This is a genomic window from Methanosarcina sediminis (assembly GCF_052056915.1).
Classification (GTDB): domain Archaea; phylum Halobacteriota; class Methanosarcinia; order Methanosarcinales; family Methanosarcinaceae; genus MTP4.
The window spans coordinates 2,277,361-2,290,149 of the sequence record NZ_CP195119.1 but is presented as its reverse complement, the minus strand read 5'-3'; the positions used below and the strand labels follow the sequence as shown (position 1 = coordinate 2,290,149).

Annotated in this window: 6 protein-coding genes, 3 tRNA genes and 3 rRNA genes; 9 read left to right on the top strand and 3 right to left on the bottom strand. The window is 49.6% G+C overall.

Annotated elements, in window-relative coordinates:
* Positions 1-112 precede the first annotated feature (112 nt).
* The 3 genes from ACSAZK_RS09825 to ACSAZK_RS09815 all read right to left on the bottom strand — a co-directional run bounded on the left by ACSAZK_RS09825 (position 113) and on the right by ACSAZK_RS09815 (position 3,243).
* The gene (locus ACSAZK_RS09825) at positions 113-757 is read right to left on the bottom strand and encodes an MBL fold metallo-hydrolase (protein WP_440953979.1); all 645 of its coding nucleotides are present in this window, start codon (positions 755-757) and stop codon (positions 113-115) included.
* Between the two features lie 40 nt (positions 758-797).
* Positions 798-1,556, bottom strand: coding sequence for a TatD family hydrolase (locus ACSAZK_RS09820; RefSeq protein ID WP_440953978.1), 759 nt, complete (start codon positions 1,554-1,556; stop codon positions 798-800).
* A gap of 184 nt (positions 1,557-1,740) precedes the next feature.
* Positions 1,741-3,243, bottom strand: a complete 1,503-nt coding sequence (locus ACSAZK_RS09815) for a 2-isopropylmalate synthase (protein ID WP_440953977.1) — start codon at positions 3,241-3,243, stop codon at positions 1,741-1,743.
* A 665-nt stretch (positions 3,244-3,908) separates the two neighbouring features.
* Here ACSAZK_RS09815 and ACSAZK_RS09810 point away from each other — a divergent pair.
* The 9 genes from ACSAZK_RS09810 to ACSAZK_RS09770 all read left to right on the top strand — a co-directional run bounded on the left by ACSAZK_RS09810 (position 3,909) and on the right by ACSAZK_RS09770 (position 12,726).
* Positions 3,909-5,383 (top strand): 16S ribosomal RNA (locus tag ACSAZK_RS09810).
* Positions 5,384-5,468: 85 nt separating this feature from the next.
* Positions 5,469-5,540 (top strand) — tRNA-Ala (locus tag ACSAZK_RS09805).
* Between the two features lie 124 nt (positions 5,541-5,664).
* Positions 5,665-8,578, top strand: a 23S ribosomal RNA gene (locus ACSAZK_RS09800).
* A gap of 86 nt (positions 8,579-8,664) precedes the next feature.
* A 5S ribosomal RNA gene (rrf, locus tag ACSAZK_RS09795) occupies positions 8,665-8,786 on the top strand.
* Together the 16S, 23S and 5S rRNA genes with 1 tRNA gene alongside form the textbook arrangement of a ribosomal RNA operon.
* Before the next feature lie 760 nt (positions 8,787-9,546).
* Positions 9,547-10,086 carry a YIP1 family protein gene (locus ACSAZK_RS09790; protein ID WP_440953976.1) on the top strand — a complete coding sequence of 180 codons (540 nt, stop codon included), beginning with the start codon at positions 9,547-9,549 and terminating at the stop codon, positions 10,084-10,086.
* A 143-nt stretch (positions 10,087-10,229) separates the two neighbouring features.
* Positions 10,230-10,301 (top strand) — tRNA-Cys (locus ACSAZK_RS09785).
* Positions 10,302-10,384: 83 nt separating this feature from the next.
* Positions 10,385-10,456: transfer RNA gene (locus tag ACSAZK_RS09780), tRNA-Cys, on the top strand.
* Between the two features lie 181 nt (positions 10,457-10,637).
* On the top strand, positions 10,638-11,252 hold the full coding sequence (locus ACSAZK_RS09775; protein ID WP_440953975.1) for an endonuclease III domain-containing protein: 615 nt from the start codon (positions 10,638-10,640) through the stop codon (positions 11,250-11,252).
* A gap of 295 nt (positions 11,253-11,547) precedes the next feature.
* Entirely contained in the window at positions 11,548-12,726 is a 1,179-nt protein-coding gene (locus ACSAZK_RS09770) for a bifunctional 5,6,7,8-tetrahydromethanopterin hydro-lyase/3-hexulose-6-phosphate synthase (protein ID WP_440953974.1), read from the top strand.
* Positions 12,727-12,789 lie beyond the last annotated feature (63 nt).

The following is a 12,789-nucleotide window of genomic DNA, read 5'->3' as shown; positions in this document are numbered from 1 at the left end:
TCTGCTTTTTTTGCGGCGGAAGGTTCCGGGTTCCTGTAAAATTTTTTCCCTGGATTTTTCATGATCTGTATTACTCTGTTTTCAGGTGTTTCCGGCTTTTAAAATCACTTCTTTAAAAGCCGCCCTGCATCATCTTCAACATCCGGTACGAAGTCATGATCTGCTTGTTCCCGTCCCTGTTAGTGGGTTCCCCATGGCCAGAATACAGGTTTTTCACGTCAAGCTTTGTGAGTTTTTCTATGGAGCCCGCCATCTTTTCAGGCTCACAGCCTTCAAAGTCCGTCCTCCCGAACCCACCGCCAGGAAAAACGGTATCTCCTGAAAAGAGGCTCTTTGAGACGGTTTCGTAGAGGCAGATGCTCCCCCTTGAATGCCCCGGGGTATGGATCACTTCCAGGTATTCACCATTCCCGATGGGGATCTTGTCCCCTTCCTCATAGGTGACGGTGGGTTTAACCGTGGGAGCCCGTTCTCCGAAAAGGACGGACACGCTCAGGTAATCGTCATTTATGCCTTCAAGGTCGGCTTTGTGGATGCCGACTTCAGCTCCGCTCTTTTCCGCAATGGTTGCAGCTGCGGCAGCGTGGTCGTAGTGACAGTGGGTCAGGATAATGAGTTCCAGGTCGGCGATCTTTATGTATCTTTCCAGTTCCTTGATGACGAGCTCGCTGCTCATGCCCGTATCTATCAGGACCTTTCTGTTAACGAGGTAGATGCTGGAATCGTAAGCTGTGGGGCAGATATACTGGACTTCCATGGTTTTCCTCCTTTTCCTCTTTTTAACTATAAAAAAAATCTTAGATCTTAAATACCCTGCGTGCGTTTTCAGTGGCCGCTTTTGCAACTTCCGCCGGTTCTATTTCCCTGATTTTTGCGATTACGGGAAGCGAGTCCACGATAAATGCGGGCTCGTTTCTCCCCTTACGGGGGGACAGGAAGGGACTGTCGGTTTCCAGAAGCAGGTTTTCCAGGGGTACTTCGGCTGCCAGAGCCTGGTGATGTTCGGAAAAACAGACAAGGGTTGCCAGGGAAATGTAGTATCCCGCGTCCACGATTTCTTTCATGGTCTCGAGAGGGCCGCTGTAGCAATGGTAGACCACGGTGTCCACGTCCCGGACCATTTCAAGGGCTTCGGCTTCGGCTTCCCGGGCGTGCACAACAAGGGGTTTTTCGAAGTTTTTTGCAAGCTCGATAACTTTCTCAAAAGAGGCAGCTTGGTATTCTTTTTCGGCATCCGTTTTGCAGTCCTGGTAATCCAGGCCGGCTTCCCCGATTGCTACTGCCTTTTCGACGTTTGCTTCGATCTGTGCCAGGATAGCATTGATCTCTTCTTCGCGTCCTTCCCTTCCGATGTCGGGGCTTAAACCGAGGGCTGCGTGGATGTCCTCGTACTTTTCCGCAAGTTCGAGGCTCATGCGGTTGCCTTTCAGGGAAATCCCGGAGTTGACCATTCCCACGACTCCGGCTTCCCGGGCTCTTTCGATAGCCTCGTGCCGGTCGCGGTTAAATTTAGGAAAATCAAGGTGACAGTGAGAATCAATAATTGGATAAGGCATGGGTCCTGTATTCCATTTCATTTTATTTTACTTTTTATACATTTGACTCTTTATGGTCTCAAATGTAAAGTAAGCAATTGTGGAATGCAGATCCTATAAACCTCACGGGAATCCCGGCCTTATCCGGTATTTTACCCTAAGCTGCTGTTTTTCAGCTGACTTATCAGCTCATTTTTTTATTTTTTCAGGTTTTATCCTTATACAGCAGGTTCATGGCATTCACGAGGGCTTCTACAGATGCCATGACTATATCAGGGTTTGCGGCCCTGGCAGTTACAATCCTGCCTTTTTCGTTTTCAAGGCCGATATACACGTCAGCAAGAGCATCGGCTCCTCCTGAGATGGCATCGATCCTGAATTCTTGGAGTTTGAAGCGGTTGCGTTCTCCCAGGATATCCCTGACAGCTTTAAGAGCGGCATCCACCGGGCCAAGCCCTGTGTTTGCGGCAATGACTTCTTTGCCGCCGATGCTTGCCTTGACCACGGCAGTGGGTGTCAGGATGTTCCCTGTCATCACGGAAACTTCTTTGAGCTTGATCAGTTCTTCTTCGGAGCTTGCTTTTCCAAGCACGGCAGAAGTAACTGCAAAAAGGTCGGCATCAGTGATCTGCTTGCCCTTATTTGCAATTTCCTTGATCTTGCACACAATCTCCTCAAGCTGTTTTTCATTGGCTTTTATGCCGGCAGACTCGAGGGACGTCTTGACTGCGTGGGTGCCTGTATGCTTTCCGAGAACAATACGCCGCCTGTGCCCTACCATCTCCGGGGTCATGATGCCCGGTTCAAAGGTATCGGACTTTTCGAGGACGCCGTGGCTGTGAATCCCAGATTCATGGGAAAAGGCGTTTTGCCCGACGACAGGTGTATTTGGCGGGAGCCTGACCCCGGTGTAGTTCTCAATCATTTTTGAAGTTTCAACGAGGTATTCGGTCCTGATATTCGTCTTTGCGCCGTAGATAGCCGTCAGCCCCATCACGGTCTGGGAAAGGTCGGCGTTTCCTGCCCGTTCCCCGATTCCGTTTATTGTGACCTGCACCTGGGATGCCCCTGCTTCTACCGCCATCAGGCTGTTTGCTACCGCAAGCCCGAAGTCGTTATGGCAGTGCACGTCGATGGGGATTCTGATTTCCTTTGCTACGTCTTTTATCATCCTGCACATCGCGGATGGGGACATCACTCCGACAGTATCGGGTACGTTGATGATGTCGCAACCTGCGTCCTGTACCGCCTTGAAAACCTCCAGCATATAAGCAGGTTCGGTTCTCGTGGCATCCATGGCAGAAAACATGCATTTCAGTCCGTGGTCCTTGATGTACTCGACGGCTTTCACGGCCAGTTCAACGACTTCTTCCCGGCTCTTTTTTATGGTGTATACTCGCTGTACATCCGATGTCGGGACGAAAGTGTGCACAAGGCCAACGTCGCTTTCAAAACAGGCATCGATATCTTTTGTCAGCACACGGGCAAGTCCGCAGACTACCGAATCAAGTCCGGCATTAGAAATCGATTTTACGGATTCTTTATCTCCTTCCGAGGAGATCGGGAATCCCGCTTCTATCATGTCAACCCCGAGTTTATCCAGTTGATGGGCAATTTCCAGCTTCTGAGAAGAAGTAAGGGAAACTCCCGGGGTCTGTTCTCCGTCACGCAGTGTAGTGTCAAAAACGCTTATCTTTTTATTCTGCATGGGTTCGATGTAAAAATCGATCCCTTCTTTCAGTTTTTACGTCCATGATAATCAATTACATGGATGTACGTTTCTGGTATATAAATACCACGTTTATCTCGGAAAATTTCTTTCATGTTGACTTTTTCTATATTTTAATCGAAACTTATATATACTAAGTGTGCTATTCTAGGGTTGCTCTCAGGGCGCAATGCGTTCACAGGGAGCGAAAAACGGTATTGGAAAAACGATTATTAAGGTGCCAAAAAAACGGAAGTTGAAAAACGGTATTGAAGGTGCCTTGTCGAAAAACGATAATTGTTAAAAACGATACTAAAAAAACGATCAATTGAGTAACTTAGAAAGTGCCAGTTTTGCTGGGTTCTTTCTCAACTCTTCAAAATAATATTCAATCTTATGTGCTTTTCCCTTCAAAGGGAAAGTTTATATACCAGAAATGCCTTGTATCAATTCCCTCACACGGCTCTGTTGTGTGGGTGAAGCTCATTACATTTCTGTTATCATTTAATGGAGACAGGAGTTTTTTCCTGTCTGACGAGGATTTGTCGGTTCGGTTAATTCTGGTCGGTGGTTTTTACAAACTATCGAGAATCTGGAAATAGCTGAATTGGCTGTTTGTGCAGTTTCTACGACCAATTTCTTTAGAACAAGTGTGCGATACATTAATTCTGGTTGATCCTGCCAGAGGTTACTGCTATCGGTGTTTGCCTTAGCCATGCGAGTCAAATGTTCTTCGTGAACATGGCGTACTGCTCAGTAACACGTGGATAACCTGCCCTCAGGTCTGGCATAACCCCGGGAAACTGGGGATAATTCCGGATAACGCAAATCTGCTGGAATGCTTTTTGCGTCAAAGGTCCTCCGCCTGAGGATGGGTCTGCGGCCTATCAGGTAGTAGCGGGTGTAATGTACCTGCTAGCCGACGACGGGTACGGGTTGTGAGAGCAAGAGCCCGGAGATGGATTCTGAGACATGAATCCAGGCCCTACGGGGCGCAGCAGGCGCGAAAACTTTACAATGCGGGAAACCGTGATAAGGGGACACCGAGTGCCAGCAACATTTGCTGGCTGTCCACGTGCGTAAAATGCACGTGTTAGCAAGGGCCGGGCAAGACCGGTGCCAGCCGCCGCGGTAACACCGGCGGCCCGAGTGGTGATCGTTATTATTGGGTCTAAAGGGTCCGTAGCCGGTTTGGTCAGTCTTCCGGGAAATCTGTCAGCTCAACTGATAGGCTATCGGGGGATACTGCTAGACTTGGAACCGGGAGAGGTAAGAGGTACTACAGGGGTAGGAGTGAAATCTTGTAATCCCTGTGGGACCACCTGTGGCGAAGGCGTCTTACCAGAACGGGTTCGACGGTGAGGGACGAAAGCTGGGGGCACGAACCGGATTAGATACCCGGGTAGTCCCAGCCGTAAACGATGCTCGCTAGGTGTCATGCATGGTGCGACCGTGTATGGTGCCGTAGGGAAGCCGTGAAGCGAGCCACCTGGGAAGTACGGCCGCAAGGCTGAAACTTAAAGGAATTGGCGGGGGAGCACAACAACGGGTGGAGCCTGCGGTTTAATTGGACTCAACGCCGGAAAACTCACCGGGGGCGACAGCAATATGTGGGCCAAGCTAAAGACTTTGCCTGAATCGCTGAGAGGAGGTGCATGGCCGTCGCCAGTTCGTACTGTGAAGCATCCTGTTAAGTCAGGCAACGAGCGAGACCCGTGCCCACTGTTACCAGCATGTTCTCCGGAACGATGGGTACACTGTGGGGACCGCTGATGTCAAATCAGAGGAAGGTGCGGGCTACGGTAGGTCAGTATGCCCCGAATCTCCCGGGCTACACGCGGGCTACAATGGTCGGGACAATGGGTCCCTTCCCCGAAAGGGGTTGGCAATCTCACAAACCCGTCCCTAGTTCGGATCGAGGGCTGTAACTCGCCCTCGTGAAGCTGGAATCCGTAGTAATCGCGTTTCAATATAGCGCGGTGAATACGTCCCTGCTCCTTGCACACACCGCCCGTCAAACCACCCGAGTGAGGTATGGGTGAGGGCACGGACATCGTGCCGTGTTCGAACCTGAATTTCGCAAGGGGGGTTAAGTCGTAACAAGGTAGCCGTAGGGGAATCTGCGGCTGGATCACCTCCTAAGCTAAAGAAACTGCCACCGGCCAGAGGCCGAAAAACCGACAGATCCTCAGGGGATCCATTTTTATGGATCTCCCGTCTCTCTCGGGCTTGTAGATCAGTGGAAGATCGCTGCCTTTGCAAGGCAGAGGCCCTGGGTTCGAATCCCAGCAAGTCCATTTTTAATGCACCCGTCGAATGATATCGCCGGGGAAGGATGGATTGTCTGCTTCCGTAGCTGGAAGCCGGCGTGTGAAGTCATGTATAGGTGCTGTATACTGGACGCTTACTGGATCTGGTTAGGTATAACTGGAGTTATGCCGCCAGGTGGATGGCTCGGCTCAAGAGCTGATGAAGGACGTGCCAAGCTGCGATAAGCCTGGGCTAGGCGCATGGAGCCTATGAACCCGGGATTTCCGAATGAGACCTCTCCTTAGTGATCAGTCATGATCGGGAACGCCCCGAATTGAAACATCTTAGTAGGGGCGGGAAAAGAAATCAATTGAGATGCCGTAAGTAACGGCGAGTGAAACCGGCACAGTTCAAACCGAATCCCTTCGGGGACATGTGGTGTTATAGGGCGGTTCTCACGGTTCAGTGATTAAGTCAAACTTGTCTGAAACGGCAGACCATAGAGTGTGATAGTCACGTAGACGTACCCTCACTGAACTTGGACCTGTCCCTGAGTACCGTGCGTTGGATATCGTGCGGGAATTTGGGGGGCACCAACCTCCAAAACTAAATACTCCTTGAGACCGATAGCGAAATAGTAGGGTGACCGAAAGCTGAAAAGTACCCCGAGAAGGGAGGTGCAAAGTGCCTGAAACCTGGTGGCGATAGTACGATACGGCACGCAAGGATCTCTGATACGAAGGAAACAGCCGCGAGGCTGCAGTACGAGTATCACTGCCGGTGTCGTATCTTACGTTTTGAAGAACGGGCCAGGGAGTGTATCTCGGTGGCAATGGCTAACCTTTTTATCTGGGCAGCCGAAGCGAAAGCAACATGTGCGCAACTCTTCTGAGTGAGGCACGGCGTATACAAGTGCGTGGAGTCACCGGGTTACGACCCGAAGCCGGGCGATCTAGGCGTGGGCAGGTTGAAGCGTGGCGAAAGCTACGTGGAGGACCGCAAGCGGTATTGATCTGCAAATCATTCGTGTGACCTGCGTCTCGGAGTGAAATGCTAATCTAGCCCGGCATCAGCTGGTTCCTTCCGAAACATGTCGTAGCATGACCTGATCTGAGATCGTCGGTGGAGTAGAGCACTGATTGGTGGTCCCGGGGGAGAAATCCCTCAACCGCTTGTCAAACTCCAAACCCACCGTCATCGTAGACGATCGGAGTCCGGACTGCTGGGGTAAGCTTGTAGTCCGTAAGGGAGACAACCCAGCCCGTGGTTAAGGTCCCGAAGTGTCGACTAAGTGTTAACGCTAAAGGGCGTCCTAAGCCCCAGACAGCTGGAAGGTTAGCTCAGAAGCAGCTACCCTTTAAAGAGTGCGTAACAGCTCACCAGTCGAGGTTTGGGGCCCCGAAAATTGACGGGGCTCAAGTCGACCACCGATACCACGGAGTACCGCAAGGTAATCTCGTAGGAAGGCGTTGTGTTCGGGCGGAAGCTGGGCTGTGAAGTCCAGTGGACCGTTCACAAACGAAAATCCTGGTAATAGTAGCAGCATAGCAAGGTGAGAATCCTTGCCGCCGAAGGGGCCAGGTTTCCTCGGCAATGTTCGTCAGCCGAGGGTTAGTCGGTCCTAAGACGTACCGTAATTCGAGTACGCCGAAAGGGAAACAGGTTAATATTCCTGTACCATTTAACACTAAAGCCTGACGTTTTGGGGCAGGTTGAGCGGCGTCGTCGCGCCGTCTAAGCAGCGAACCCCGTGGAGAGCCGTAATGGCGAGAAGCGGGCGAATCTGTCATGGCGTAAGTCAGCTTCACCCCGGAACCCGTGAAAAGGGCAGTTAAATGTCCGTACCGAGAACTGACACAGGTGCCCCTAGCTGAAAAGGCTAAGGCGTGTCGGATCAATTCAGTTAAGGGAATTCGGCAAATTAGCTCCGTAACTTCGGGAGAAGGAGTGCCTGCTGTGTAGACAGCAGGTCGCAGTGACCAGGGGGCTCTAACTGTCTAATACCAACATAGGAGATCGCAAACCCGTAAGGGCTAGTACGATCTCTGAATCCTGCTCAGTGCAGGTACCTGAAACCCCGGTTCAACGGGAAGAAGGGCCTGTAAACAGCGGGGGTAACTATGACCCTCTTAAGGTAGCGTAGTACCTTGTCGCTTAATTGGCGACTTGCATGAATGGATCAATGAGAGCCCTACTGTCCCTAACTGGAGTCCGGTGAAGCTTACATTCTAGTGCAAAGTCTAGAGACCTCTAGGGGGAAGTGAAGACCCCATGGAGCTTTACTGCAGCCTGTCGTTGTGTTGTGGTTTTGGATGTACAGTGTAGGTAGGAGACATCGAAGCGGGTGCGCCAGCATCCGTGGAGTCGCCATTGGGACACTACCCTTCTGAGACTATGACCCTAACTCCGCGAGGAGGACCCCGATAGGTGGGCAGTTTGCCTGGGGCGGGACGCCCTTGAAAAGATATCAAGGGCGCGCAATGGTTGACTCAAGCGGGTCGGAAACTCGCTGAAGAGTGCAAGAGCATAAGTCAGCCTGACGTTAATCAGCATAGCAGTGGTTGACGAGACGAAAGTCGGTTCTAGCGAACTTTTGAGCCTGCTTGGTGCGGGCCAAAAATGACAGAAAAGTTACCCTGGGGATAATTGTGTCGTTGCCGGCAAGAGTACATATCGACCCGGCAGCTTGCTACCTCGATGTCGGTTCTTTCCATCCTGGCTGTGCAGCAGCAGCCAAGGGTGAGGTTGTTCGCCTATTAAAGGAGATCGTGAGCTGGGTTTAGACCGTCGTGAGACAGGTCGGTTACTATCTACTAGAGGTGTCTGAAGTCTGAGGGTAAGCTGCTTTTAGTACGAGAGGAACAGAGCAGCGGCGCCACTGGTGTACCGGTTGTCCGACAGGGCATGCGCCGGGCAGCTACGCGCTACGGAATAAGAGCTGAATGCATCTAAGCTCGAAATCCCGCCTAAATAAGAGACTTCGTTAAGGTTCCCGGTACAAGACCGGTTTGATAGAAACGGGATGTAAGCACCAAGGCAACGAGGTGTTCAGTCCGCGTTCACTAACCATCCGTTCCGGTTTACCATTTTCCAGATCCAGGCGAAATCCAGTATGCAGCACTGTTATACATGACTCTTATTCACATTTTCTAATCCATTTCACAGGTTGAGTATGGCGGCCATAGCGGCAGGGCAACTCCTGTACCCTTTCCGAACACAGAAGATAAGCCTGCCTGCGTTCCACACTGTACTGAAGTGCGCGAGCCTTCGGGAACTCTGGCACGCTGCCATATTCACCTTAATCTACTCCCTTTTCCTAACAAATTTTGTTTTTAAGAGTTTTTACTGTCTTTGTTTTTTTATATTTCTTTTCTTTATCATTATCCGATTCTCATTTTTTTGTCCGCTTGATCGAGCGTAGCGAGTGAAACGGACGGCGTACTTCCGTGTCGCAACTCGGAGAAGATAAGCCTGCCTGCGTTCCACACTGTACTGAAGTGCGCGAGCCTTCGGGAACTCTGGCACGCTGCCATATTCACCTTAATCTACTCCCTTTTTCTAACAAATTTTGTTTTTAAGAGTTTTTACTGTCTTTGTTTTTTCTCAGTTTGTTTTTCTTAGCTTAACACTTTACGTCAAAGCTTCTTTGTTTTCTTAGTTTGCTCTTTTTTTTCACTTTTTAGTCCGGCTTGACAGTGAAGCTAATAGAAGGCAGCTAGACTGCTCTGCTTTTTTGATAATCACTTCGATTCTTTCCGGACCCAGGTTTAATCGTGCCGCTTGGAAAATTTACCGGAGGTCCGTCCCCGTCCCGCAAGGGGTGCACTCCCGCCCGCCGAGGCGGGCGGCTATGCCCCAAAGATAAATAAATGAAGAATTTCGAACTGAATCTCATCCTGTTTAATTGGAAAATTCTTTTTTATCCTGGGCTTAAAATTCTTTATTCAAGGCGTTTTTCAATGGATGTGCTGGATGTTAATCTCTAACTTTCCACCTTCTTTTTATAAATTCTCTTATATAATAATCCTGCTTATCTCTATATGGGGTTGTCCTATGGATTATATCGATACATGGAAAAGTGTCATGCAGAGTCCTTCGGAATTTTATCGGAAAATGCCGAAGACCGGAGGATACGCTGACCCTCTTATCTTTGCGGCAATAAACTTTGTAGTATTCGGACTTATGACAGCACTGTTCAACCGTGGAATGTACGGCGGAATTTACAGTGGAAGGGAGTTTGGCTTCTTCGTTGTGTTCGGGTCCTTGATCATGACCCCTATCTTTGGGATCATTTCCATCTTTATTGAAGGGGTGATTCTTTACGTCATTTACAGGTTGTTAGGGGGAAGCGGAACTTATGAGGGTACTGTTCGGTTCATATCTTACGCAACTGCCGTATTGCTCCTGTCCTGGATTCCTTTCATCGGCTGGCTCGTGGGGCTTTACGGGATATACCTGTATATCGTAGGAGGTATGTACGTCCATGATGTCGGTATGGGAAGGTCTATAATAGCAGTTATCTTGCCCACCATCCTGTTCATCCTGATGGTTATTCTGATGGGGGCGTTAGCCTTTTCCCAGTTTTTTATTTGAGGAAAGCCGATCTCCTTTTCAGGGGATTTTTCTTTTTAATTTTTATCTGTCTCGACATCGTTAATTTCCTTGAAAAAAACAGGTTGCCCAAGCTAAAAACTTATATATGATTGAGTGCTTAAAGCAGTCTGCATTACCGATATGCCAAGGTGGCGGAGCGGCTACGCAATCGCCTGCAGAGCGATTCCATTCCGGTTCGAATCCGGACCTTGGCTTCTATTCTCTCTTCGGATTAATGTGAAAATTTATAATCTGAATATTTATATATAATGACGTACTTTAAGCAATTCCACAAAGTGCCAAGATGGCGGAGCGGCTACGCAATCGCCTGCAGAGCGATTCCATTCCGGTTCGAATCCGGATCTTGGCTTTTCCTTTTTATTATCTTTTTATCTTTGCTCTTATCATCGTTTTACATTTGTTTTATTATATCTTTTCTGGCTCTTCGCCGTTTTGCCTTCGTTTTATTATATTTTTTTCACCTTTATTTTTTGTCTCAGTTCTTGCCGGACCCTGAGGGTTTATTACGAATAGGGTGCTAAGTTCGGGGCATGGACATCGATGAACTCATGAAGCGGCTTTTCGAACTCTACCCTGAAGGGTATACAAACGGTTCGAGAGACCCTTTTTTCGTACTGATCTCAACTGTTATGTCTCATCGGACCCGGGACGAGGTTACTTATCCGACAGCTGTTAAGCTTTTTGAAACATTTTCAACACCTGAAGAGATGGCAGAGGCTGATGTGGAGGAGATTGAGACTCTGATCAGGGATGTGGGTTTTTACAGGGTCAAAGCCGGTCGGATAAAGGTGATTTCCCGGATCTTGCTTGAGGAGTATGAAGGCCGGGTTCCGGATGATATGGAATCTCTTTTGAAGTTTCCTGGGGTGGGTAGAAAGACAGCAAACTGTGTGCTTGCTCATGCATTTTTCCAGGACGCTCTGGCAGTTGATACCCATGTCTACCGGCTTTCTAACAGGATGGGGCTGGTCCGGACAAAAAGCCCGGAGGAGACCGAAATTGAGCTAAAAAAGGTCTTTCCGCGGCGGTACTGGAAACATATAAATCTCTTGCTCGTAAAGTTAGGGCAAAATATCTGCCGGCCCATTTCTCCCAGGTGTGAAATCTGCACCCTGAATGATATCTGCCCGAAGATCCTCCGGTAATATCGGGTAAATTCTCCTGCAACAGATGGAAAATTATCCTGCAGTATAAAAGTTTCCGGAAATTTCGGGGTAAAAGATTACATGGAATCGGATTCCTGAGGGCCTGTGAGGTGTCTGAAAAAAATATTAGAGGCGATACGAGATTATTTATATAAAGGCTAGCATTCAAGCAGGCAAAAGGCTGATGCCAATTCCTTAATTCAGCGGTAAATTCATTATCGAAGTACAACATTATTAAAAAATATTCATCGATAAAACCCCATCTATTACGGTTATCGCATTTACGAGGTCAAATATGTTTCAGATAGGAGAAGCACTTATAGGGCAGGGTTCTGAACTTGCCCACGTTGACTTGATGATAGGAGACAAGACAGGTCCTGTAGGGCAGGCATTTGCTACAGGCCTGACCCAGCTTTCTGCCGGGCACACCCCGCTTCTGTCCGTTATCCGCCCCAACCTGCCTCCCAAACCTTCGACCCTGATCATTCCGAAGGTCACTGTGAAGAATATGGATGAAGCGGCAAAGATTTTCGGGCCTGCCCAGGCAGCGGTTGCAAAGGCAGTTGCCGACTCCGTGGAGGAGGGCATAATTCCGAAGGACCAGACTGAAGACATTGTAGTCGTGGCAAGCGTATTCATCCACCCGGATGCTACGGACTACAACAAGATCTACAGGTACAACTACGGAGCCACCAAGCTTGCAATCCAGCGTGCAATGACCGGCTTCCCAGACATCGACACCGTTCTTGAGGAAGCTAACAAGTCCACCCACGCCATCATGGGCTTCAAGGTAACCAGGCTCTGGAACCCGCCGTACCTGCAGGTTGCCTTTGACAACCCGAACCTCGAATTCGTGCTGGCTGCAATTTCCCAGATCCCGAAGAGCGACCATGTCATCATCGAAGCAGGCACACCCCTTATCAAACGCTACGGCGTGGACGTCATCTCGAAGATCAGGGATGTCAGGCCCGATGCCTTTATCGTCGCTGACTTAAAGACCCTGGATACCGGGAACCTCGAAGCCAGGATGGTTGCGGATGCTGCAGGGGACGCCATTGTTGTTTCTGCCCTTGCCCCGATCAACACCATCAATAAACTGATCGAGGAAGCCCACAAGACCGGCATCTACGCGGTCATGGACACCCTTAACCAGCCTGACCCGATATCCGTCTTGAAGCAGCTTGAAGTCATGCCTGATGTAATCGAACTTCACCGCGGAATCGACATCGAAGGTACCGAACACGCCTGGGGCAACATTGCCGATATTAAGAAGGTCGCTCCCAAGGCTCTGGTTGCGGTTGCAGGTGGAGTCCGCCTTGACAAGGTACCGGTAGCCCTGAACCAGGGAGCTGATATCCTGGTGGTTGGAAGAGCCATTGCAGGTGCAAGGGATATAAGGGAAGCAGCCGAACAGTTTATCAACGCCCTTAACAAGCCGGAAATCGACCAGTTCAGGGTTATGACGGACTTCTGAGTTCGGATTTTCCAGGATGGAAACATTACAGAGTACATAAACAAAAAAACAGCGTGGGTTTCC